Raw genomic sequence first — 23,253 nt, 5'->3', positions numbered from 1 at the left:
GGCGACGGGGGACGGGCCGGCCGAGGCGCGCGTCCCGGGTGAGCCGTGTCTCACCCGGGCACTGCCGCTTGTCTATGCAACGAGTTGCATAGCAGGATCACCGTGTGGCGCTCGAACACGCGATACTCGTCTCGCTTCTGGAGAAGCCGGGCTCCGGCTATGAGCTGGCCCGGCGTTTCGAGCGGTCCATCGGTTACTTCTGGACCGCCACCCACCAGCAGATCTACCGGGTGCTCAAGCGTATGGAGAGCGACGGCCTGCTCGACGTCCGCGACGTGGCACAGCAGGGCCGGCCGGACAAGAAGGAGTACTCCGTCGCCGGGCGCGGCCGTGCCGCCCTCTCCGAGTGGCTGCACGAACCGATCGAACCCGAGAGCCTCCGGCACGATCTCGCCGTGAAGATCCGAGGCGCGGCCTTCGACGACCCGGCCGCGCTGATCAGCGAGGTCGAGCGGCACCGTCAGGTGCACAGGGACCGACTGGCGCACTACCTCGCCGGGGAAGTACGCGACTTCACCGGGCCCGAGGCTCCCGCGCCGCCCGACGCTGGCCAGGAACTTCAGCATGTCGTGCTGCGCGGCGGCATCGCGTACGAACGGATGACGATCGCCTGGCTCGACGACGTGCTCGCCACCGTCCACCGGCTCGTCGCGTCACCCCCGCGTACCTGAACTGCCCGTCTTTTCCTCCCGACCGGCACCATTCACTCCCAACTCCTCGGAAGGCGAACCTCCATGGCCGAGACCCTGTTGTTCAATCCGCGCACCTACGACCCGGCGCACTTCGATCCCGAGACCCGCAGACTGCTGCGCGCCACCGTCGACTGGTTCGAGGAGCGGGGCAAGCGCCGGCTGATCGAGGACTACCGCTCCCGGACCTGGCTCGCGGACTTCCTGGCGTTCGCGGCCAAGGAGGGGCTGTTCGCCACCTTCCTCACCCCGGCCTCCGCCGCCGACGGGCACCAGGACAAGCGGTGGGACACCGCCCGCATCGCCGCCCTCAACGAGATTTTCGGCTTCTACGGGCTCGACTACTGGTACGCGTGGCAGGTCACCATCCTCGGCCTCGGCCCCGTCTGGCAGAGCGGCAACGCGACCGCCCGCGCCCGTGCGGCCGAACTCCTCTCCCAGGGCGAGGTGTTCGCATTCGGCCTCTCCGAGAAGGCGCACGGCGCCGACATCTACTCGACGGACATGCTGCTGGAGCCCGACGGCAACGGCGGCTTCAAGGCCAGCGGCTCCAAGTACTACATCGGCAACGGCAACGCCGCCGGGCTGGTCTCCGTCTTCGGCCGCCGCACCGACGTCGAGGGCCCCGACGGATACGTCTTCTTCGCGGCCGACAGCCGTCACCCGGCCTACGACCTCGTGAAGAACGTCGTCGACTCCTCCAAGTACGTCAGCGAGTTCCGCCTGGAGAACTACCCGGTCGGCCCGGACGACGTCCTGCACACAGGCCGCGCCGCCTTCGACGCCGCCCTCAACACCGTGAACGTGGGCAAGTTCAACCTCTGCACCGCCTCCATCGGCATCTGCGAGCACGCGATGTACGAGGCCGTCACCCACGCCCACAACCGCATCCTCTACGGCCGCCCCGTCACCGCCTTCCCGCACGTGCGCCGCGAGCTGACCGACGCGTACGTCCGTCTCGTCGGCATGAAGCTCTTCAGCGACCGCGCCGTCGACTACTTCCGCACCGCCGGCCCCGACGACCGCCGCTACCTGCTCTTCAACCCGATGACGAAGATGAAGGTGACCACGGAGGGAGAGAAGGTCATCGACCTGATGTGGGACGTCATCGCGGCCAAGGGCTTCGAGAAGGACAACTACTTCGCCCAGGCGGCCGTCGAGATCCGCGGCCTGCCCAAGCTGGAGGGCACGGTCCACGTCAATCTCGCGCTGATCCTCAAGTTCATGCACAACCACCTGCTGGACCCGGCCGAGTACGCGCCCGTCCCCACCCGCCTGGACGCGGCCGACGACACCTTCCTCTTCCAGCAGGGACCGGCCCGCGGCCTGGGCTCCGTCCGCTTCCACGACTGGCGCGCGGCCTACGACGCCTATGCGGCGCTGCCCAACGTCGCCCTCCTCCGCGAGCAGGCGGACGCGCTGTGCGAGTTCGTCACCACCGCCGCCCCGGACGAGGAGCAGAGCCGTGACCTCGATCTCCTGCTCTCCGTCGGCCAGTTGTTCGCGCTCGTCGTCCACGGTCAGCTGATCCTGGAGCAGGCGCGCCTGACCGGCCTCGACGAGGACGTGCTGGACGAACTGTTCGCCGTACTCGTGCGCGACTTCTCCTCGCACGCCGTCGAACTGCACGCGAAGGACTCCGCAACCGAGCGGCAGCAGAGCTGGGCACTCGGCGCGATCCGGCGCCCGGCCGCCGACCAGGCCCGCTCGGCGCGAGTGTGGGAGCGTGTGGAGGCGCTGTCCGGGGCGTACGAGATGGCGCCGTAACAACGCGGCGACGGGCGGCTGTCGGCGGTGGCGGTCCGGGCCTCCGACGGCGGTCAAGGAAGCGCTCGATGCTCGTGATCATCGGCCTTCTCGCAGCGGGCGGCGCCGCCTTCACGCTGATCATCGCCGAACTGGATCACGCCCGAGGGTTCCGCCTGCCGGCCGAGAACGGACTGTGAGCCGGCGGCCACGGTGCGGCAGGGAGCGGACGGCCCGGCAGTTTCACGTCCAGGGGGCGGCTGGGCCCGGCCGATGGACACATCTCCGTTCCTCAGCGGACGCAGGGCGGGCCCCATCCCCGCCTCCTGGTCAGTGTTGTGATACAGGTCACAGAAGGTCTAGGGTGAATGGGCCGGGAGACCAGCCGGTCGGCGAGCCGAGTGGCGGCGCGCGACGGGCCGCCTCCGGGTGAGGGAAGTGATCCCGTTGTCCGTCGCCTGGGACGACATCGGCGGGCTCGTCGATGCCCACGAACGCTTTCTGGCCGGCGCGCGCGTCGACAGGGATGTCCGGGACTCGGTGCTCGACTCCTGGAAGCGGTGTCGGTACGCGGGGCTCGCCCCGGACCGGCTGCAGGCCCCCTACGCGCCGGACCTGGCCCTCGACGACCGGTTCCTGCTGGCGGCCGACCCCGTCCTCAAGAACCTGATCGTGTCCCTGGCCGACGTGGGCATGACGGTCGCGCTGTGCGACGCACAGGGCCGCATGGTCCAGCGGCTCGGCGGCGATCGGCAGTTGTGCGACCGCCTCGACGAGGTGCGGTTCGCCCCTGGATTCGACGCCTCCGAACTGGTCGCGGGCACCAACGGCGTCGGCACGGCCCTGGCCCAGCGCAAACCGTTCTACGTCATCGGCCGTGAACACTTCGCGGACTGCCTGCAGCCCTTCGCCTGTGCGGGATCGCCCGTCCGTGACCCCCTCAGCGGGCGTATCGAGGCCATCCTCGATCTCACCTGCCTGCGCGACAACGGCGATCCCACGATGCTGCGGCTGGTCCGCGAAGCCGCCCATGACATCGAGGCGCGGCTGCTCGAGCAGGCCACCCAACGCGAACGGGCCCTCCTCGCGGCCTACCAGCGCGCCGGCCCCGCCCCGGGCCACTGGCCGAGGCAGCCCGAGTTCGCGCTGCCGGGCGGCCGGGGGACGGGCCACGACGGCGGCGACCTCAGCCGGATCGACCTCGCCGTGCTGCGGGAGAAGGCCGAGGAACTCATCGCCTCCCCGCAGCGCACCCACGACGAGGTGACCGTCTCCGGTGGCCGGACCGCCATCCTGCTGCGTCGCCAGGTCGAGGTCGCGGCGGGCGAGACCGGCGTGGTCGTCGAAGCACGCGTCCTCGGCGGTCCACGACTGCGTCCCGTAGTGCCCGCGACCTCGGCCGTACCGGCGGCGGTGACCATGCCCACGGTCACCCTCACCCCCGCACGGCCGCCCTCACCCACCGCGCGCCCGGTACCGGCCACGGACGACGGCGCGTCCGGCCGGCTGCTGCTCCTCGGCGAGCCGGGCGTCGGCCGACTGGCGGTGCTGGCCCGTAGGCGCCTTGAGCTGCTGCACGAGGCCGGTGTCCGGATCGGCACCACGCTGGACGTCACCCGCACGGCGGAGGAGCTGGCGGAGGTGGCCGTCCCCCGGTTCGCCGACTTCACCGCCGTGGACCTGCCCGACGCCGTGCTGCGCGGCGACGAGCCGGGGCCGCTCGGCGCGGACACCTCGCTGCGCAGGGTCGCGCTGGGCGCCGTCCACGAGGAGTCGCATCTGTACGGCGTCGGCGACCCGGTCCGCTACGTCCCGTCCACGCCACAGGCCCGCAGCCTGGAGAGCAGGCAGTCCGTGCTGGAACCCGTGCTGACCCGGGCCGACGGCTGGATCGCCCAGGATCCGGAGCGCCTCGGACGGGCCCTGGCAGCCGGCGTCCACTCCTTGATCACGGTGCCGCTGCGGGCCCGCGGCGTGAGTCTCGGCGTGGTGAGCTTCTACCGCTCCGAGAAGCCCGCTCCCTTCGAGGACGACGACCTGTCGCTGGCCCAGGAGCTGGCGGCCCGTGCGGCCGTCTGCATCGACAACGCGCGCCTCTACACCCGCGAGCACAACACCGCCCTCACCCTGCAGCGCAGCCTGCTGCCGCGGGGCCGGTCCGAACAGAGCGCCGTCGAGGTCGCCTACCGTTATCTCCCCGCGCAGGCCGGAGTGGGCGGCGACTGGTTCGACGTGATCCCCCTTTCCGGCGCCCGGGTGGCGCTGGTCGTCGGCGATGTGGTCGGTCACGGCCTGCACGCCGCCGCCACGATGGGCCGGCTGCGAACCGCGGTCCACAACTTCTGCTCCCTCGACCTGCCGCCCGACGACCTCCTCACTCACCTCGACGACCTGGTCGGGAGGCTCGACCGGGAAGAGGGCTGGGCGGCGGAGAACACAGCGCCGGACTCCGGGATCGTCGGCGCCACCTGTCTGTACGCCGTCTACGACCCGGTGTCTCGCAGCTGCAGCCTCACCCGCGCCGGGCACCTTCTCCCCGCGGTCGTGCGGCCCGACGGCAATGCGGAGTTCGTCGATCTGCCGTCCGGGCCGCCGCTCGGGCTCGGCGGGATGCCCTTCGAGACCGTCGAGCTGGACCTGGCCGAAGGCAGCCAACTGGTGCTGTACACCGACGGTCTGATCGAGGACCGGCACCGGGACATCGACTCCGGCCTGGACCGGCTCCGCACTGTCCTGACCCGTGCCGACCGGACGCCGGAGGACACCTGCGAGGCGGTCCTCGACGCACTGTTGCCGACCAGGCCGAGTGACGACGTGGCCCTGCTCGTCGCCCGTACCCACGTGCTCGGACCCGAGCGGGTCGCGCAGTGGGACCTGCCGAGCGACCCGGCGGTCGTCTCCCGGGCCCGTGCGATGGTCACCGGTCAACTCGCCGACTGGTGCCTCGACGAGCTGGCCTTCACCACAGAACTGGTCGCCAGCGAACTGGTCACCAACGCCATCCGCCACGCGACCGGCCCGGTCCAGCTGCGGCTGATCCGCGACCGCGCGCTGATCTGCGAGGTCTGCGACGGCAGCAGCACCTCGCCCCGGCTGCGGCGCGCCAGGAACGAGGACGAGGGCGGACGTGGCCTCTTCCTCGTCGCCCAGCTCACCGAGCGCTGGGGGACCCGCTACACCCCTGACGGCAAGGTCATCTGGACCGAACAGCCCCTTCCCTGACAGACAGGGCCGGCGCCGGGCCCAGCCCCGTGTCAGCCGCGCAGTGCGGAGGCGAAGATCCTCGGCAGCGCGGACCAGGGGGTGCTGCGGCGAAGTCGGTGAGGAGACGGCCCGTGGTGGCCGCGGTGCGGTTGATGACGAACCACGGGGGTTTGGGGACATGACCATCTCCCCGTTCAGGAACGCTCGGGGCGCCGGCCGGAACGGGCCGCGTACGACCGTGCGTTCCGGTCCGTCCAGGAGGGGAAGTGCCGGGACAGGCCACCTGCATCGGCCGGGTGGGTGTGACTCCCCATTGCCCGCCGCCCTCGGTGACCACTCCGTCGCCGAGGTCGAGGTTGACCGTCCGGCCCCCGACTCGGTCGCTCGCCTCCAGCACGAGCACTGACGAAACCCAGCTTGGATCAGGCGGCGCGCCGCTGTGAGTCCGGAGATCCCGGCCCCGACGACAACGTCCGCGTCGGCGCTTATCGGCGCCGCCTCCGCGACGGGCCGGAAGTGAGTTTCACCTGGTATCCGTTCCACACCCCGCGCCTGATTTCCGTGCCGGCAGCGTTCTTCCTCGAGTGGCTCGGCAGCACCGGATCGCCAGGAAATGCTGAACTCGACGGCGAGCCGGGCGGATGGCCGTCGACCCGACACCGCAGCTTGAGCGCCCTGGTGCGGGCCCAGGTGGAACGCCCCGGAGGCAAACGAGACGGTTGACCGGGCTGCCCTCCCCATCCGGCCCCGCTCCGCTCCGCCCGGCCGTCGCGGTCCGAAGGCCGGGCCGCGAGGACTTCAGTCGTCGTCAGGGGTACCGCCGTGCGCGCGCCGCGCCCACGTTCTGTTCCTGCCAGCGCGCGTAGGCGGGGCTCGCGGTGCAGGCGGACAGGTAGCCGTTGACGACACGGTGCAGGACATCCGTCCCGTGGGCCGCAAGAGGTCCGTCGTCGCGCCAGGCCAGCATGTGCCGGTACCACAGAGGGTTCCCGGCCAGGGGGCGGACCACGACGCCGGGCACCTCGATGAAGGTGGCCTGGCAGAGGCTGACGGCCAGGCCCGCCCGTACGATCTCGATCAGCTGCCGCCCCTCCGCCTCATGAGGGGCGCACGGCATACGGCCCGTCAGAGCGGAGACGGAGGACCAGTATGCGCGAGTGCGGTCGGCAGCGGGTCGGGGAACCGCCCAGTCGTCCTCCAGCAGATCGGGCAGTGAGACCTCGTCCCGCGCTGCGAGCGGATGAGTCGCCGGCAGGAGGGCGAAGACCGGCTCGGTGGCGATCGTGTGGAGTGCCACACCTTCGGGCTGCGGGAGCTCCTGGCCGGGGTGGTCGCCGAGCACCGCCACTTCCAGCCGGTCCGCGGCGAGGTCCTCCAGGAGGTCGAGGGGGGAGTACCGGCAGCGGGAGGTCACCTCCGCCTCCGGCAGCAACGCCTTGACGGCCAGGAGGAGATGGCCGAGCAACGGGGCTCCGACCGAGCCGACGCGGATCAGGGCCGTGGCCGACATGCGCCGGGTGGCCCGGGCCGTGTCGGTGAGCAGCTCGTCGATGCTCGGCAGGATGGCGCGGGCCCGGCCCAGTACCAGCTCGCCGAAGGGCGTGGGGACGGTGCCCTCCTGTCGCCGGTGGAAGAGGCACCCGCCCAGCATGGCCTCGATACGGCGCAGTTGGGCGCTGATCCCCGGCTGTGTCATGTGGAGTGCGGTGGCGGCGCGGGTGAGGCTCCCCGCATCGGCGATCGTGCACACCACGCGCAGGTGCCGTATCTCCAGATCCATGGCGCGGATGTTATGGACAGGCGACAGCTTCGGGACAGCCCCGTGCGTCGGCAATCGTATGTGAAATGTCACACGCCATCATGGAAAGGTGGTGATCACGTGAGACCACTGCGTCTCTCGCCGATCCACCGGCCGACGCTTTCGCCGCTGCTGCTCGCCGCCCTGCTTCCGTTCCTTCTTCTTCTCAGCCCTCCCCAGGCCCGCGCCGCCACGGCCGCGGACAGGGTGTCGGCCTGCGCTCTGCCCGGCACCACCGGCTGGACGGACGAAGGGCATGACACGGACCACTCCGTGTTCCAGCGCCCGTCGGGAACCATCAGGGTCGCCATGATCTTCGTGGACTTCCCGGACGCGCCCGCCACCGAGACGCCCGCACAGGACGCGGCACAGATCACTCCCGGTGCGGACTGGCTGTGGAACGCCTCGTACGGCAAGGCATGGCTGGCCATCACCCAGCATCAGCGCTGGGTGAGGATGCCGCGCGTCTCCACCGACTACGGATACGCGCGCGGGCTGACGCACGAGGCCCACGAGGCGTACGTCAAGGACGCGGTCACGGCCGCCGATCCCTACGTGGACTTCTCGCAGTACGCCATGGTGTACGTCGTGCCGACGAGGAACGCGTCGGCGATCTCCTTCACCCCCACCTACGTGTACGACCCGGGAACGGCGGGCGTCGTCGCCGACGGCAGCCGGATCAAGTGGGCGGTGACGTTCGGTCAGGACATGTGGCACTGGGGGAGGAAGCTGGTGGCGCACGAGACCGGCCACACCTTCGGGCTGCCCGATCTGTACGCCTTCGACGCGGGTGCCGACGCGCACCGCTTCGTGGGTGGGTGGGACGTGATGGGCCTGGTCGGAGGCGCCGGGCCGCAGTACTTCGCCTGGCACTCCTGGAAGCTCGGCTGGACGCGGGACAGCCAGGTCGTCTGCCGGGCCTCGGCAGGCAGCGACACCGTGTATCTCACCGCCGTCGAGTACGGATCGGGGACCAAGATGGCGGTTGTACGCACCAGTTCCACCACCGCGTACGTCGTCGAATCGAGGCGGGGCGTCCAGGCGGACACGGCCGTCTGTTCCACGGGGGCGCTGATCTACCGGATCGACACCTCCGTGCGGACCGGCGAAGGGCCGATCCGGGTCATGGACGCCAAGCCGCGTGCCACGCCGGCTGCAGGCTGTCGCCCGCTGGACGACGCCCCCTACTGGGCGGGTGAGTCCTTCCACGACGCCGTGGCCGGTGTCCGGATCGACGTACTGGGCGCCGACGGGTACGGCGAGACCGTGCGGATCACCAAGTCGTGACCGGTACGCGTACGGCTGTGCCCCGGCTCCCCGACGGGAGCCGGGGCACAGCCGCGGGTCAGCCTGCTTCGGGGAAGTGGCAGGCGACCTGGCGCGCCTCGCCGGGCGAGGCGACGCGCAACTGCGGGGCCTCGGTCCGGCAGATCTCTTCGGCCTTGGCGCAGCGCGGGTGGAAGGTGCAGCCGGGTGGGGGAGCGGCCGGGCTCGGCGGGTCGCCGAGCAGTGTGATCCGCTCCCGGGACCGCTCGGCCGCGGGGTCGGGCAGCGGCACGGCGGAGAGCAGCGCGCAGGTGTAGGGGTGGGCGGGGGCCGCGTACACCCGTTCCTTCGTGCCGATCTCCACGATCCGGCCGAGATACATCACCGCGACCCGGTCGCAGACCCGCTTGACGACCGACAGGTCGTGGGCGATGAAGAGGTAGGCGAGCCCGAGTTCGCTCTGGAGCCGCTCCATCAGATTGACGATCTGGGCCTGGACGGAGACGTCGAGGGCGGAGACGGGTTCGTCGGCGACGACGAGCCGGGGGCTGGTGGCCAGCGCGCGGGCGATGCCGATGCGCTGTGCCTGACCGCCGGAGAACTCGTGCGGATAGCGGTCGATGTGCTCCGGGATGAGCCCGACCAGATCCATCAGCTCCACGGCCCGCTTGCGCGCCTTTGACGCCGAACTCCCCTGCACCATCAGCGGGTCGGAGATGATCCGGGCCACCGTGTGCCGGGGGTTGAGGGAGGAGTGCGGATCCTGGAAGACCATCTGAAGATCACGGCGGAGCGGCTTGAGCTCCCGCTGGGACAGATGGCTGATGTCGCGTCCCTCGTACGAGACGGAGCCGGCGGTGGGTTCCAGGAGCCGGACGATCATGCGGCCGGTGGTCGACTTGCCGCAGCCGGACTCGCCGACGAGCCCCAGGGTCTCGCCCGCTGCCACGTCGAAGCCGACGCCGTCGACGGCCCGGACCGGGGCCGAGCGGGCCCGGCCCCCCGGGAAGGTCATCGTCAGGTCCCGTACACGGAGCAGGGGCTGGGATGTCGTGGTCGTGGTCATGGTCATGAGGCGACGCCTTCGTACGCGGGGAAGTGGCAGGCGGCCGGATGCCCGTCCGGGCCGCGGAGCAGCGGGCGTTCGCCGGCGCAGCGCGCCCGCTCCTCCTCGGAGCCGGCGGCCGTGCGGGGGCAGCGGGGCGCGAACGCGCAGCCCGGTGCCGGGTCGAGCAGGGACGGCGGGCTGCCCGGGATCGCCCGCAGCGGGGCGTCGTCGTGGTCGTCGAGCCGGGGCAGCGAGTCGAGCAGGCCGCGAGTGTACGGGTGGGCGGGCGCCGCGAACAGGTCGTCCACCGGCGCGTGTTCGGCGGCCCGGCCGCCGTACATCACCAGGACGTCGTGGGCCACCCGGGCGACCACTCCCAGATCGTGCGTGATCATGACGACGGCGAGCCCCCGCTCCTGCTGGAGGCGGGCGATCAGCTCGAGGATCTGGGCCTGGACGGTGACGTCCAGGGCGGTGGTCGGCTCGTCGGCGATGAGGAGATCGGGCTCGCACACCAGCGCCATGGCGATCATCACGCGCTGGCGCATACCGCCCGAGAACTGGTGCGGGTACTCGCCGGCCCGGCGCCGCGGTTCGGGGATTCCGACCTCGGCGAGCGCCTCGACGGCCCGCTCACGGGCGGCCTTTCGGCCCGAACCGAAGTGGACCCGCTGGTGCTCGGCTATCTGCTCCCCGACGGTGTAGTACGGGTGCAGGCCGGACAGCGGGTCCTGGAAGATCATCGCCATTCTCCGGCCGCGCAGACCGTTCAGCTCGCGGTCGGACAGACCGATCAGCTCCCGCCCGGCCAGAGTGACGGAGCCGGTGACCTCGGCGCCGGTGTGCAGGCCCATCACGGCCAGCGAGGTGACCGACTTTCCGGAGCCGGACTCGCCGACGATGCCGAGGGTCCGGCCGCGCGGCACGTCGAAGGCGAGGGAGTCGACGGCCCGGACCGGGCCGCGCTTCGTCGGGAAGGTGACCGTCAGGTCCCGTACCGACAGCAGGGAGGCGGACTCGGCCATCAGTACCTCACTCGCGGGTCGACGACGGCGTACAGCAGGTCGACGGCCAGGTTGGCGACGACGATGAAGGTGGCGGCGAGCAGGGTGACCCCGAGGATGACCGGCTGGTCCCCGGTGGACAGGGCGCCGTAGAAGAGCCGTCCGATGCCGGGCAGTCCGAAGATGGACTCGGTGATCACCGCGCCCGCGAGCAGACCGCCCAGGTCCATCCCGAAGATGGTGAGGACGGGCGTCATGCCCGCCCGCAGTCCGTGCTTGACGACCACCGTGCGGCGCGGCAGACCCTTGGCGCGGGCGGTGCGGATGTACGGCTCCGCCATGCTCTCGATCATCGAACTGCGGCTCTGCCGGGCGTACATTGCGGCGTACAGGATCGCGAGCGCCAGCCAGGGGAGCAGCAGGTTGGAGGCCCAGGCGACGGGGTCGGAGCCGAAGGGGACGTACTGCGGATAGGGCAGCAGCCCGGCCACCCGGATCAGCCCGTAGATCAGCATCACCGAGGTGAAGTAGACGGGCAGTGAGGCGGCGGCGACCGCGCCGACCATCAGGGCGCGGTCGGTGAACGTGTCCTTGTGCAGGGCGGCGGTGACCCCCGCGGTGAGACCGAGCAGCAGCCATATCGCGGCGGCGCCCAGGGCGAGCGAGGCGGAGACCGGAAGCCGGTCCACGAGGAGGTCCCGGACGCCCTGGCTGTTCTCGTACGAGTAGCCCAGGCACGGGAACTCGCAGTGCAGGGCGTACTGCCCGCTGCCCATGGTGCGGCCGGTGAAGATGCCGGTGACGAAGTCGGTGAACTGCCGCCACAGAGGGTCGTCCAGGCCCATGTGGGCGCGGATCGCCTCCAGGCGTTCGACGCTGCACGACTTGCCGCACGCCGCGGCTGCCGGGTCGGAGGGAAGGACGTAGAAGATGGTGAAGGTGACGGCGGCGATGGCGACCAGTACGCCGAGTACGCCGAGGAGCCGGCGGCCGAGGTAGAGGATCACGCGCTGCTTCCTCTCGGGTCGAGGACGTCACGCAGGGCATCCCCGAGCAGGGTGAACGCGAGCACCGTGAGGAAGAGGCAGAGGCTCGGGACGACGAAGTACATGGGATCCGTGTCGTAGTAGGCGACGCTCTCGGCGATCATCTGGCCCCAGGAGGGGGTGGGCGGGCGCACGCCGACGCCGAGATAGCTCAGCGCCGCCTCGGTGGCGATCATCCCCGGGATGATCAGGGTGGTGTACGCGATGACGGGCCCGGCGACACCCGGCAGGATCTCGCGGACCAGGATCCGCAAGGGCCCCGATCCGCCGACGCGGGCGGCGTCGACGTACTCGCGGTGCTTGAGCGAGAGGGTCTGGCCCCGCACGACGCGGGCGATGCCGGGCCAGCCGAAGAGGCCGATGACGGCAGTCATCAGCAGGATCCGGTTGACGTCCCGGGCCACCGACATCATCGCGATCATGAAGATGAGGGAGGGGAAGGACATGGTGAGGTCCATCAGCCGGGAGAGCACGGCGTCGGTGCGGCCGCCGAAGAACCCGGCGGCGATGCCGGCCGCCGTCCCGGCGAGGACGACGATCGCGGTCGCGGCGAAGGCGATGAGCAGGGAGACCTGGGCGCCGTGCACGACCCGGGCGAACAGGTCGCGGCCGGTGACGGGTTCGACGCCGAGCCAGTGCTCGGCGGAGACCCCGCCGAGCGGGCCGATGGGCTGACCGCCCAGGTAGGGATCGACGGCGCTCTTGTCGAACTCCTCGGGGCCCCAGCCGCCCAGCGCGCTCAGCAGCGGGGCGGCGACGGCCATCAGCGCGAAGAGCGCGACCACGGCGAGCGAGAGCTTCACGGAGGTGCGGCGGCGCAGTTCCGCGCGGGCGAGCTGCCAGGGTCCGCTGCCTGTGGCGGGGGGTGCGGAGACGGTGGACATGACGGTCACTCAGCTGCCGCTCCGGGAGGGGTCCTTGAGGCCGATGGTGGCGTAGTCGAGCTGGCCGCCGAAGGAGGTGTGTCCGAAGGCGCCGGCGATGTTGGTGCCGATCAGCAGGGGCATGCGCTCGACGACGGCGGGCGCGGTCGGGGCCTTGGCGAGGATCTGTCCGTCCAGTTCCTGCCAGGCCTTGTTGGCCTGGGCGGCATCGGTCATCGCGGCGATCTCGTCCATCCGCTTCATGGTCGCGTCGTCGCGGAAGAGGGAGTGGTTGCCGGAGTTGCCCTTCTCCTTGATGTAGCGGCCGTCGAAGACGAAGGGCAGGAAGGTGGAGCCGGAGGGGTAGTCCGGGCACCAGCCGGTGTAGACGAGGTCCGTGCGGTTCTTGGTGTCGCCGATGGTGTCGTAGAAGGCCGAGGGGTCGACGGTCTCGATGACGACCTTGATCCCGGCCCGGCCCAGGGACTGCTGGATCGCCTCGCCGACGCCCTTGTCGCCGTTGGAGACCGTGATACTGGTGGAGAAGCCGCCGGCCCGGTCGGCCTCCTTCAGGAGCTGCTTGGCCTTCTCCACGTCACCGGTGAGCGGGATCTTCAGACTGTCGGGCTGCTTGCCGGCGAAGAGGGACCCCGGCATCAGGGCAGTGGCCGGGTCGTTGAGGGCGGGGCCGCCCGAGGCGGTGGTGACCGCCTCCCGGTCCAGGGCGTACTGCACGGCCTGCCGGACCTTGACGTTGTCGAAGGGGGCGCGGCCGGTGTGCATCTGCACCATCTCGGTGCAGTTGCTGGACTCGGCGAGCAGCCGCGCCTTGACCTCGGCCCTGGTGAGCACCTTGGAGGTGCTCTCCGGGCTCAGCTTGCGCCACTGGACGGCAGAGGCGTCGCCGCCCGAGGAGGCGATGAGCCGGTCGTCGATCTGAGTGGCCTTCAGGCCCATGGTCATGACGACCTTGTCCGGGTAGGCCTTGCGCACGGTGTCCGTCTTCGGGTCCCAGTGGGTGTTGCGGACCAGGGTGAGCTGCTTGTCGCGGGCGTAGGACTCGATCTTGTACGGGCCGGAGGAGAAGGGACGGTTGTCGTACTGGGGGCCGTTGTCCTTCGCCTTCGGCACGGGGGCGAAGGTGGGCAGCACGGTCGCGTAGGGGAACTCGGCGAAGGGCTTGCGCAGTTCGAAGACGATCGTGTGGGCGTCAGGGGTCTTGACGGAGTCGAGCTGCTTGCCCTGGGACGGTCCCTGGTAGCCCTCGGCGCCGGCGAGGTAGCGGGCCGCGTAGTCGGGGCCGCCGGGGAGATCGGGCGAGAAGGACCGCTCGACGTTGTACTTGATGTCCTGGGCGGTGATGGGCGATCCGTCCTCGTACTTCAGGCCCTTCTTGAGCTTGAATGTCCAGGTCTTGGCGCCGTTGGACGGGACGCCGAGGTCCTCGGCGAGGTCGGGGGTCAACTCGCCGCCGCTCGCGCCGGGTTCCGCCTTGTACGTGACAAGGGTGCGGTAGAGCAGGCGCGTGCCGAAGTCCATGTCGCTCATGACCCAGTTGCGGGCCGGGTCGAGGTGGGTGAAGTCCTGGTTGGACAGGACCGTCAGGGTGCCGCCCCTCTGCGGCGTACCGCCGACCACCGCGCCGTTGTTCGCGGTCGCGGGGTTTTCGGCTCCCCGGCCGTCGTCGGCCTTCTTGCCGCCGGAACAGGCGGCCGCTCCCAGGCTGAGGGCGGCCACCAGCGCGGTGGCGAGTGCGGTACGGGTGCGCGTGTCCATCAGTGATCACTCCGAGAGCAGAGTCGGACAGCCGGCTCGGCGGCGAGCGGCGGCTGGAACGTGACCTGTAACATAGTAATGTGAAATTGCACTGACAACCCATCGAGGGCCCTGTTACCCATCCGTGTCCGATGGGGCCCGCCGGGTTCGGGTGGGGTCTTGCCTCTCGTTGTGCAATGTGAAATATTACTGACGTGCTCACGAGAAGAAGCTCGGACGTCATCGTCGTCGGCGCGGGCGTCGTCGGCGCGGCTTGCGCCTACTATGCCGCCCGGGCCGGCCTCACCGTCACCGTCGTGGACCGAGGCCCCGTCGCCGGCGGCACCACGGGGGCGGGGGAGGGGAACATCCTGGTCTCCGACAAGGAGCCCGGCCCGGAACTCGAACTCGCCCTGCTCTCCGGGGCCTTGTGGCGAGAGCTGGCCGAACTGCTCCCGCCGGACATCGATTACGAGCCCAAGGGCGGACTCGTCGTCGCCTCGAACGAGGACGGGATGGACGCCCTGCGGGCGTTCGCCGCCGGGCAGGGCAAAGCCGGTGTCGACGCCCGGGAGGTCCCGGCCGAACTGCTGCACGAGTTCGAACCACACCTCGCCCCCGGCCTCGCCGGCGGCTTCCACTATCCGCAGGACGCCCAGGTCATGCCCGCCCTCGCCGCCGCCCACCTGCTGCGTGCGGGCGGAGAGCGTGGTGGCGGCCGCGGTGCGGTCCGGCTCAGGCTCGGCGAGGAGGTCGAGGCGATCGTCACCGGTGCCTCCGGAGAGGTGCGCGGCGTCCGTACGACGGCCGGGGAGATCTCTGCCCCGTACGTGGTGAACGCCGCCGGAACCTGGGGCGGTGACCTCGCGCGTCTCGCCGGGGTGGAGCTTCCCGTCCTGCCCCGCCGGGGCTTCGTCCTGGTCACCGAACCGCTGCCGCGGGTGGTGCGCCACAAGGTGTACGCGGCCGACTATGTGGCGGATGTGGCCAGTGGGTCGGCGGCGCTGCAGACCTCGGCGGTGGTCGAGGGCACCTCGGCGGGCCCGGTGCTCATCGGCGCCAGCCGGGAGCGGGTCGGCTTCGACCGGTCGCTCTCCACCGAGGTGCTGCGGCGGCTCGCGGCCGGGGCCACGGCCCTGTTCCCGATGCTGGCCGGGGTGCGGGCGATGCGCACGTACGCCGGATTCCGGCCGTATCTGCCGGACCACCTGCCGGCGATCGGGCCGGACCCGCGCGTCCCCGGTCTCCTGCACGCATGCGGGCACGAGGGAGCGGGGATCGGTCTCGCGCCGGTGACGGGACAGATCATCACCCGGTGCCTGACCGGAGGCGAACATCCGGTCGACCTCGGCCCGTTCACGCCCGGGCGATTCGCCTCGGCGTCCTCCTGAGCCCACTCGCACCCGTCACGAAAGGAGAGGTCCCGTGGCCCGTACCCCCGCCGACCTGGTCGGGGCGCAGTCCGATCCGTCGTTCGACATCACCTTCGACGGACGCCCCGTCGCCGCCCTGCCCGGACAGTCCGTGGCCGCCGCCTTGTGGGGAGCCGGCATCCTCGCCTGGCGCACCACCCGGGACGGTGGCCGGCCGCGCGGCGTGTTCTGCGGCATCGGCCAGTGCTACGACTGCCTGGCCACCATCAACGGGGAGCCCAACCGACGAGCCTGCCTGGTTCCCGCGCGCCCCGGCGACGAGATCACCACTCAGGAAGGACACGGCCATGACCGCCTCGGTGTGTGAACCGTACGACCTCGCGGTCGTCGGGGCGGGCTCCGCCGGAATCGCGGGCGCCGTGGCCGCCTGCGAACTCGGCCTGTCCGTGGCCCTGGTGGACGCCTCGGCGCAGACCGGCGGACAGTTCTACCGGCATCCGGCGCCGAGCCTCGGCGCCGTGCGGCCCGAAGCGCTGCACCACGACTGGTCCGCCTTCCGCGACCTGCGCCGACGTCTCGCCGAGAGCGACGTGACCCATCTGGCCGGACACCACGTATGGAGCGTGACCAGGAGCGACGAGGCCGTCGACGGCCCCTGGACCGTTCACGCCGTCATCGGCCCCGACGGAGCGGACGAACGCAGCGCCCGCGTGCGCGCTCGCGCCGTCCTGCTCGCCACCGGCGCGTACGAGCGTCAACTCCCCTTCCAGGGATGGACATTGCCCGGCGTGGTCAGCGCCGGGGGAGCGCAGGCCATGCTCAAGTCCGGCCTGGTCCTGCCCGGCAGACGGATCGTCGTGGCGGGAAGCGGCCCGCTGCTCCTCGCCGTTGCCTCCTCGCTGGCCGCGGCGGGGGCGCGGGTGCCGGCGGTGGTGGAGGCGTCCGGGTACCTGCGGTACGCCCGCAACCCTCGGGCACTCGTCACCAACCCGCACAAGGCGGCCGAGGCGCTGCTGCACGGAGGGGCGCTACTGCGGCACGGCGTGCGGCTGCGGACCCGCAGCGCCGTCACCGAGGTGCACGGCTCCGACCGGGTGGAGGCCGTCACCGTCACCCGCCTCGACCGCGACTGGCGGCCCGTACAGGGGTCGGGCCGCCGGATCGCCTGCGACGCGCTGGCCGTCGGGCACGGGCTCGTCCCCCAGACCGAACTGGCCGTGGCGCTCGGCTGCGCCACCCGCACACTGCCCGACGGCACCCTCGCGCTCGCCCTCGACGGTCTTCAGGAGTCCTCGGTGCGCGGCCTGTGGGCGGCCGGCGAGGCCGGGGGTGTGGGAGGCGCGGAACTGGCCCGTGTCGAGGGCGAGCTGGCGGGCGTCGCGGTCGCCGTCCGGCTGCGGGGGAGCCGAGTCCCCGCCGGCCGGATCCGCGGACTGAGCCGTCGTCGGGACCGCATGCGCGCCTTCGCCGAGGTGATGGCCGCCGCCCACGCACCCGGGTCCGGCTGGCCGGGGTGGCTGGCCGACGACACGGACGTGTGCCGCTGCGAAGAGGTCACCGCCGGGCGCATCCGAGAGGCGGTCGCCGAGCTCGGGGCGCGCGACGCGCGCACCGTCAAGCTGTTCACCCGGGCCGGCATGGGCTGGTGCCAGGGACGGATGTGCGGCACGGCCGTGGCCTGCCTCGCGGCGCGCGACGGCGACGCCGGACCCCCGGCCGAGCGCCGCCCGTTCGCGACACCGGTTCCGCTCTCGGTGCTGGCCGCCCTCGACGAGGCCGACGCCGAAAGCGCCGAGGCCGGCGACCGCCGGTCGTAGGCGATTCCGCCCTCTTGGGGAAGCTGAGAGCTTAATGAAATGTCACACTCTACAGAAAGGTCCGTCGGCATGACCGCCAAGAACTGGAACAACGCCACCCCCTGGCGCGGCATCATGGTCGCCACCACCCTGCCCCTGCGCGAGGATCTGTCCGTCGACCACGACGCATACGCCGAGCACGTCCGCTGGCTGATCGACAACGGCTGCGACGGCGTCGTACCCAACGGCTCGCTCGGCGAATACCAGACCCTCACCGCTGAGGAGCGCGCCCGTGTCGTCCGTACCGCCGTCGAGGCAGCGGGCGACGGGGCCCGGGTCATGCCCGGTGTCGCCGCCTACGGCAGCGGCGAAGCCCGGCGTTGGGCGGAGCAGGCGGCCGAGGAGGGCTGCGGCTCGGTGCTGCTGCTGCCCCCGAACGCCTACCGGGCCGATGAGCCGGCCGTACGCGCCCACTACGCCGAGGTCGCCCGGGCCGGCGTGCCCGTGGTCGCGTACAACAACCCCATCGACACCAAGGTCGACCTGACCCCCGGGCTGCTCGCAGGGCTGTACGCCGACGGCAGCATCGTCGCCGTCAAGGAGTTCAGCGGGGACGTCCGCCGGGCGTACGAGCTCGCCGAACTCGCCCCGGAACTCGATCTGCTGATCGGTGCCGACGACGTCCTGCTCGAACTCGCCCTGGCCGGCGCCGTCGGATGGATCGCCGGATACCCCAACGCGTTCCCGGCCAGTTGCTCCGCGCTGTACCACGCCGCCGTCACCGGCGACCTGGCGACGGCCCTCCCGCTCTACAGGTCCCTGCACTCCTTGTTGCGCTGGGACTCCAAGACGGAGTTCGTCCAGTCCATCAAGCTGTCCATGGACATCGTCGGCCGGCCCGGAGGGCCGACCCGCCCGCCCCGCTTCCCGCTGACCGGAGAGATCGAGGCGGGAGTCCGGGGCGCCACCGAGAAGGCCGTGGCCGACGGCCACCACTGACCAGTCCGCCACCGACCGAAAGGAAAGGCCCGTGCGTACGCGTCACGTGTTCCACGCCGTCGACTCGCACACCGAGGGGATGCCCACGCGGGTGATCACCGGTGGCGTCGGTGTGATCCCCGGCGCCACCATGGCCGAGCGGCGGCTCCACTTCATCGAGCACCTGGACCGTCTCCGGACGCTCCTGATGTACGAGCCGCGCGGGCACGCAGCCATGAGCGGTGCGATTCTCCAGCCGCCCACCCGGCCCGACGCCGACTGCGGCGTCCTCTACATCGAGGTCTCCGGGCTGCTGCCCATGTGCGGACACGGCACCATCGGCGTCGCCACTGTCCTCGTCGAGACGGGCATGGTCCCGGTGACCGAACCGGTCACGACCGTGCGGCTCGACACCCCGGCCGGCCTGGTCCGTGTCGACGTGCAGGTGGAGGACGGGGCGGCGAAGTCGGTCACGCTCACCAATGTGCCGTCCTTCTGCGTCGGCCTGGACCGCAGGGTGACCGTGCCCGGCTACGGCACGGTCACGTACGATCTCGCCTTCGGCGGCAATTTCTACGCCTTCGTCGAACTCGACGCGCTGGGCCTGCCGTTCGACCGCGCCCGCAAGGACGAGCTGCTCACGGCAGGACTTGCGATCATGGAGGCGATCAACGCCTCGCCGGACCGGCCCGTCCACCCGGAGCAGCCGCAGATCGCCGGAGTCAAGCACGTCTACCTCGCGGCCCCCGGTTCCGACGCCCACCACTCCCGCCACGCCATGGCCATCCACCCCGGCTGGTTCGACCGCTCCCCGTGCGGTACCGGCACCTCCGCGCGCATGGCGCAGCTGCACGCCCGCGGTGAACTGCCGCTCGACCGCGACTTCGTCAACGAGTCCTTCATCGGGACGCGCTTCACCGGACGCCTCGTCGCCGAGACCGAGGTCGGCGGGGGACCCGCCGTCGTCCCGACCGTCACAGGACGCGCGTGGATCACCGGCACAGCCCAGTACTTCCTCGATCCGGACGACCCCTTCCCCGGAGGTTTCCTCCTGTGACCACCACCAAGTTCCTCGTCCTCACCTCGCGCAATCCCGCCGACCCGTCCGACGTCCTCCTGGAGATTCCGGCGCCCGGCGCTTTCGCGTCGATCGACGCCGTGGACCGGGCGCGAGCCGCCCAGCAGGGGTGGCTGCTCGGCGGGGCGGCCGCCCGCTCGGCCGCTCTGGGGTCGGCCGCCGACGCCATCGAGACCGCGGGGGCCGAGCTGACCGCCCTCGCCGTCCGGGAGGTGGGCAAGCCCCTCACCGAAGCCCGGGCCGAGGTCGCGCGCACGGTCGCGATCTGGCGCTACTACGCCCAGGCGCCGTACGAGCCCGTGGGGGCGGTCCACGAGACCGCCGTGGGCGCCGGTCTGCTGCTCACCCGCCGCCGGCCGCACGGTGTGGCCGGACTGATCACGCCCTGGAATTTCCCTTTCGCCATTCCGAGCTGGAAGGCCGCCCCGGCGCTCGCCGCCGGCAACGCGGTCGTCCTCAAGCCCGCCCCCGAGGCCACCGCCTGCGCCGTGCACCTGGCCGAGGTCGTCCAGCGGGCCCTGCCGGAGGGCGTCTTCACCGTCCTGCCCGGCGGGGCGGCGGAGGGCAACGCGCTCGTCTCCTCCGCCGATGTCGTCTCCTTCACCGGCTCGACCGCCGTCGGCCGGGCCGTCGCACGCCGCGGTGCGGCCCGGGGCATTCCGGTCCAGGCCGAGATGGGCGGTCTGAACGCGGCCGTCGTCCTTCCCGACGCCGACATCGAGACGGCCGCGGCCCACATCGCCACCGCGATCGCCGGTTACGCGGGGCAGAAATGCACCGCCACCAGCCGTGTCATCGCGGTCGGGACGGCCCTGAAGCCCCTGCGCGAGGCGCTCTCGGAAGCGCTCCGGGCTCTTCCGGTCGGCGATCCGGCCGACGCGGCGACCGTGAGCGGGCCGCTCATCGACCAGCACGCCCGCGACCGGGTCTGCGAATCCTGGCACGGCCTGTGCGCACTGGCCGGCGGCACCGTGCCCGACGGTCCGGGCTGGTTCGCGGCTCCGACCCTGGTCGAGAAGGTCCCCTCGGGGCACCGCCTGCTGCGCGAAGAGGTCTTCGGCCCCGTGGCGGCCCTGCTGCCCGCAGAGAACCTGGATCACGCGGCACGGATCACCAACTCGGTGCCGTACGGCCTGGTCACCTCGGTCCACACCGCCGATCTGAGCACTGCCCTTGGCGGACTCGACCGGCTCGACACCGGAATGATCAGGATCAATGCGCCGTCAACCGGCGTCGACTTCCATCTGCCGTTCGGAGGCGCCAAGGCGTCCAGCCACGGGCCGCGCGAACAGGGCAGGGCCGCGCTGGAGTTCTACACCTCCAGCCGCACCTACACCCTGACACCTCCATAGACAACATGACATTGTACGGTGGGTTCTTACCGGACCGAAGGGACCAGAACCTCCATGGGCCACCTGAAGCAGACCGATCTCAACGCAACGCGCGAGCGGCTGCGCGACCAGGTGAGCCATGCTCTCCGGGCGGCCCTGATCTCCGGTGAGCTGCGCCCGGGCATGGTGTATTCGGCGCCCACACTCGCCGAGGACTTCGGTGTCTCCGCCACCCCCGTCCGCGAGGCGATGCTCGACCTGGCCCGTGAGGGCCTGGTCGAGCCCGTCCGGAACAAGGGCTTCCGGGTGACGGAGGTCAGCGAGCGCGACCTCGACCAGTACACGGAGATCCGTGCTCTGATCGAGATCCCCACAGTCGGCCGAGTCACCCGCAGTGCAGCGCGCGAGGAGCTGGAGGCGCTGCGTCCGGTGGCGGAGGAGATCGTCCGGGCCGCCCGCGACCACGACCTGGTCGGCTACCTGGAGGCCGACCGGCGGTTCCATCTGTCGCTGCTCGCGCTCTCGGGCAACGACCGCCTCGTCGAGACGGTCGGCGACCTTCGCAAGCGCTCCCGGCTGTACGGTCTCACGGCCCTGGACGAGGGCGGCGAGCTGATCCCCTCGGCGGAGGAGCACCTGGAGCTGCTTGACCTGATGCTCGCGGGTGACGCGAAGGGGGCCGAGAAGTGCATGGCCCGGCACCTGGGTCATGTGCGCTCTCTGTGGGCCGGCGGTGGTGGGTCTTCCCCGGCCGGAGGGTCTGGAAGGGCCGGAATCAAGCGCTCGGCCTGAGACGGCGCAGCGCTCGGCTTGAGACGCGCAGGCGCTCTGCCTGAGACGGCACAGTCCCCATAACACCCTGCTATGCCCGAGTGAGAGCTTCTCGGAACGAGCCTGCTGATTCATGCTCGGTATGCAATGTCACACATCACTCGGTCCTGTGCTGACAACCGCCTGGTGCGAAAGGGACTTATGAACCCGGTCTACGCCATCACCGATCACGTTTTCACCACCCCGCTGGACCACTCCCTTCCGGCCGGCCCGACCATCCAGGTGGTTGCGCGTGAAGTCGTCGACCCGGCCCGCGCCGGCGAACGACTGCCGTGGCTGCTCTTTCTGCAGGGCGGTCCCGGCGGCAAGGCGCCGCGGCCTTCGGCGGGCTCGCCCGGGTGGCTTCCCCAGGCGCTGAAGACCCACCGGGTGCTCCTCCTCGATCAGCGCGGCACCGGCCGCTCCACCCCGATCACCGCCCGTACGGCCGCCCGGTTCGACTCGCCGGCCCGACTGGCCGCGTATCTCGCCTGCTTCCGCGCCGACGCCATCGTCGCCGACGCGGAACTGATACGCCGCCGCCTGTGCGGCGACGCCCCGTGGGAGACGCTCGGCCAGAGTTACGGCGGCTTCATCACCCTCACCTACCTCTCCCGGGAGCCGGAAGGTCTGCGGGCCTGCTATGTCACCGGCGGCCTGCCGGGCCTCACCGCGACCGCCGACGACGTGTACGCCCGCACCTACCCCCGGGTGCGGGAGCGGGTCCTCGACTTCTACGCCCGCTATCCGGACGACGCCCTCCGACTGCGCCGGATCGCCGATCTCCTGGCGGCCGACGACATCCGGCTGCCGGGAGGAGACCGCCTGACCACCCGTCGTCTGCGCACGCTCGGCCTCGCGCTCGGCATGGGCGACGGCTTCGAACGGATCCACTGGCTGCTCGACGAATCGCTCGACGCGAACGGCGAGTTGACGGACACCTTCCTCCACCAGACGGAGACCCTGACCGGATTCACCGACAACCCGCTCTTCGCCGTCCTGCAGGAGACGCTGTACGGGCAGGGGGCCGGTCCCACCGGCTGGGCGGCCTCCCGGGCGCTCGACGGCTTCCCCGAGTTCGCCGAGAAGGCGGACCCGCTCCTGCTCACCGGAGAAATGATCTACCCCTGGATGTTCCGGGAGATCAAGGCCCTGCGCCCCTTCGCGGACGCCGCGGACCTCCTCGCCCGGCGCACCGACTGGCCGCCGCTCTACGACCCTCGCCGCCTGGCCGCCAACCAGGTTCCGCTGGCCGCGGTCGTCTACCACGACGACATGTACGTCGACGCGGGCCTCTCCCTGCGCACGGCACGCGAAGTCGGTGCCACCCGGACGTGGGTCACCAACGAGTGGGAACACGACGGCGTCACGGCCTCCGGCGGCCGTGTGCTCGCCCGGCTGATGGACATGGCCGCCGGCCGCGCATAGCCGTTCGCTTCTCGCTCCCTCTCATCTCCCCCTCATCCAT

General features: G+C 71.3%; 19 protein-coding genes. 13 read left to right on the top strand and 6 right to left on the bottom strand.

From position 1 onward, the window contains the following. Positions 1–104: 104 nt before the first annotated feature. The 4 genes from QFZ82_RS04840 to QFZ82_RS04820 all read left to right on the top strand — a co-directional run bounded on the left by QFZ82_RS04840 (position 105) and on the right by QFZ82_RS04820 (position 6,362). Positions 105–671, top strand: coding sequence for a PadR family transcriptional regulator (locus QFZ82_RS04840; RefSeq protein WP_307711934.1), 567 nt, complete (start codon positions 105–107; stop codon positions 669–671). Positions 672–734: 63 nt separating this feature from the next. After that, positions 735–2,456 carry an acyl-CoA dehydrogenase family protein gene (locus tag QFZ82_RS04835; RefSeq protein ID WP_307711933.1) on the top strand — a complete coding sequence of 574 codons (1,722 nt, stop codon included), beginning with the start codon at positions 735–737 and terminating at the stop codon, positions 2,454–2,456. A gap of 417 nt (positions 2,457–2,873) precedes the next feature. Beyond that, complete coding sequence (locus tag QFZ82_RS04830) at positions 2,874–5,657, top strand: SpoIIE family protein phosphatase (RefSeq protein ID WP_307711932.1); 2,784 nt, start codon at positions 2,874–2,876, stop codon at positions 5,655–5,657. Positions 5,658–6,056: 399 nt separating this feature from the next. Then, positions 6,057–6,362: a hypothetical protein gene (locus QFZ82_RS04820; protein WP_307717985.1), complete on the top strand. Its 306-nt coding sequence runs from the start codon at positions 6,057–6,059 to the stop codon at positions 6,360–6,362. A gap of 85 nt (positions 6,363–6,447) precedes the next feature. Here QFZ82_RS04820 and QFZ82_RS04815 read toward each other — a convergent pair whose 3' ends face one another. Continuing rightward, positions 6,448–7,419, bottom strand: coding sequence for a LysR family transcriptional regulator (locus QFZ82_RS04815; protein ID WP_307711931.1), 972 nt, complete (start codon positions 7,417–7,419; stop codon positions 6,448–6,450). A 99-nt stretch (positions 7,420–7,518) separates the two neighbouring features. Between QFZ82_RS04815 and QFZ82_RS04810 the strand changes: the two genes are divergently transcribed. Beyond that, entirely contained in the window at positions 7,519–8,724 is a 1,206-nt protein-coding gene (locus QFZ82_RS04810; protein WP_307711930.1) for a M6 family metalloprotease domain-containing protein, read from the top strand. A gap of 58 nt (positions 8,725–8,782) precedes the next feature. On the opposite strand, the gene QFZ82_RS04805 is transcribed toward QFZ82_RS04810, so the two are convergent. The 5 genes from QFZ82_RS04805 to QFZ82_RS04785 are packed head-to-tail and all read right to left on the bottom strand — an operon-like array spanning position 8,783 to position 14,440. Next, positions 8,783–9,775, bottom strand: coding sequence for an ABC transporter ATP-binding protein (locus tag QFZ82_RS04805; protein ID WP_307711929.1), 993 nt, complete (start codon positions 9,773–9,775; stop codon positions 8,783–8,785). Further along, the gene (locus tag QFZ82_RS04800; protein WP_307711928.1) at positions 9,772–10,776 is read right to left on the bottom strand and encodes an ABC transporter ATP-binding protein; all 1,005 of its coding nucleotides are present in this window, start codon (positions 10,774–10,776) and stop codon (positions 9,772–9,774) included. Before QFZ82_RS04800 ends, QFZ82_RS04805 begins: the two co-directional genes overlap by 4 nt. After that, on the bottom strand, positions 10,776–11,762 hold the full coding sequence (locus QFZ82_RS04795) for an ABC transporter permease (protein ID WP_307711927.1): 987 nt from the start codon (positions 11,760–11,762) through the stop codon (positions 10,776–10,778). Before QFZ82_RS04795 ends, QFZ82_RS04800 begins: the two co-directional genes overlap by 1 nt. Beyond that, positions 11,759–12,685 (bottom strand): ABC transporter permease, encoded by a 927-nt coding sequence (locus tag QFZ82_RS04790; protein ID WP_307711926.1) that lies wholly within the window; start codon positions 12,683–12,685, stop codon positions 11,759–11,761. Before QFZ82_RS04790 ends, QFZ82_RS04795 begins: the two co-directional genes overlap by 4 nt. 9 nt (positions 12,686–12,694) lie before the next feature. Continuing rightward, positions 12,695–14,440 (bottom strand): ABC transporter substrate-binding protein, encoded by a 1,746-nt coding sequence (locus QFZ82_RS04785; RefSeq protein ID WP_307711925.1) that lies wholly within the window; start codon positions 14,438–14,440, stop codon positions 12,695–12,697. Positions 14,441–14,634: 194 nt separating this feature from the next. Here QFZ82_RS04785 and QFZ82_RS04780 point away from each other — a divergent pair, with 194 nt between their 5' ends. From QFZ82_RS04780 to QFZ82_RS04745, 8 genes are all read left to right on the top strand, one after another. Beyond that, on the top strand, positions 14,635–15,810 hold the full coding sequence (locus QFZ82_RS04780) for an FAD-binding oxidoreductase (protein WP_307711924.1): 1,176 nt from the start codon (positions 14,635–14,637) through the stop codon (positions 15,808–15,810). Between the two features lie 34 nt (positions 15,811–15,844). After that, positions 15,845–16,159: a (2Fe-2S)-binding protein gene (locus tag QFZ82_RS04775; RefSeq protein ID WP_307711923.1), complete on the top strand. Its 315-nt coding sequence runs from the start codon at positions 15,845–15,847 to the stop codon at positions 16,157–16,159. Beyond that, entirely contained in the window at positions 16,140–17,609 is a 1,470-nt protein-coding gene (locus tag QFZ82_RS04770) for an NAD(P)/FAD-dependent oxidoreductase (RefSeq protein WP_307711922.1), read from the top strand. The genes QFZ82_RS04775 and QFZ82_RS04770 overlap by 20 nt, the downstream gene beginning before the upstream one ends. A 69-nt stretch (positions 17,610–17,678) precedes the next feature. Then, on the top strand, positions 17,679–18,587 hold the full coding sequence (locus QFZ82_RS04765; RefSeq protein WP_307711921.1) for a dihydrodipicolinate synthase family protein: 909 nt from the start codon (positions 17,679–17,681) through the stop codon (positions 18,585–18,587). A 31-nt stretch (positions 18,588–18,618) separates the two neighbouring features. Next, positions 18,619–19,623, top strand: coding sequence for a proline racemase family protein (locus QFZ82_RS04760; RefSeq protein WP_307711920.1), 1,005 nt, complete (start codon positions 18,619–18,621; stop codon positions 19,621–19,623). Continuing rightward, positions 19,620–20,996, top strand: a complete 1,377-nt coding sequence (locus QFZ82_RS04755) for an aldehyde dehydrogenase (protein ID WP_307711919.1) — start codon at positions 19,620–19,622, stop codon at positions 20,994–20,996. The genes QFZ82_RS04760 and QFZ82_RS04755 overlap by 4 nt, the downstream gene beginning before the upstream one ends. Before the next feature lie 54 nt (positions 20,997–21,050). Continuing rightward, on the top strand, positions 21,051–21,767 hold the full coding sequence (locus QFZ82_RS04750) for a GntR family transcriptional regulator (protein WP_307711918.1): 717 nt from the start codon (positions 21,051–21,053) through the stop codon (positions 21,765–21,767). A gap of 180 nt (positions 21,768–21,947) precedes the next feature. After that, positions 21,948–23,213 (top strand): alpha/beta fold hydrolase, encoded by a 1,266-nt coding sequence (locus QFZ82_RS04745; protein WP_307717622.1) that lies wholly within the window; start codon positions 21,948–21,950, stop codon positions 23,211–23,213. Positions 23,214–23,253: the final 40 nt, after the last annotated feature.

This window comes from Streptomyces sp. V4I23, assembly GCF_030817975.1.
Taxonomy (GTDB): domain Bacteria; phylum Actinomycetota; class Actinomycetes; order Streptomycetales; family Streptomycetaceae; genus Streptomyces.
The sequence above is the reverse complement of the archived record's forward strand: the minus strand, read 5'-3'. Positions and strand labels throughout refer to the sequence as shown.

Bases quoted from the DNA above. Each gene is read 5' to 3' on its own strand.
- QFZ82_RS04835 (WP_307711933.1), top strand. From the start codon at position 735: ATGGCCGAGACCCTGTTGTTCAATCCGCGCACCTACGACCCGGCGCAC.
- QFZ82_RS04815 (WP_307711931.1), bottom strand. From the start codon at position 7,419: ATGGATCTGGAGATACGGCACCTGCGCGTGGTGTGCACGATCGCCGAT.
- QFZ82_RS04805 (WP_307711929.1), bottom strand. From the start codon at position 9,775: ATGACCATGACCACGACCACGACATCCCAGCCCCTGCTCCGTGTACGG.
- QFZ82_RS04800 (WP_307711928.1), bottom strand. From the start codon at position 10,776: ATGGCCGAGTCCGCCTCCCTGCTGTCGGTACGGGACCTGACGGTCACC.
- QFZ82_RS04790 (WP_307711926.1), bottom strand. From the start codon at position 12,685: ATGTCCACCGTCTCCGCACCCCCCGCCACAGGCAGCGGACCCTGGCAG.
- QFZ82_RS04785 (WP_307711925.1), bottom strand. From the start codon at position 14,440: ATGGACACGCGCACCCGTACCGCACTCGCCACCGCGCTGGTGGCCGCC.
- QFZ82_RS04770 (WP_307711922.1), top strand. From the start codon at position 16,140: ATGACCGCCTCGGTGTGTGAACCGTACGACCTCGCGGTCGTCGGGGCG.
- QFZ82_RS04765 (WP_307711921.1), top strand. From the start codon at position 17,679: ATGACCGCCAAGAACTGGAACAACGCCACCCCCTGGCGCGGCATCATG.
- QFZ82_RS04750 (WP_307711918.1), top strand. From the start codon at position 21,051: ATGGGCCACCTGAAGCAGACCGATCTCAACGCAACGCGCGAGCGGCTG.
- QFZ82_RS04745 (WP_307717622.1), top strand. From the start codon at position 21,948: ATGAACCCGGTCTACGCCATCACCGATCACGTTTTCACCACCCCGCTG.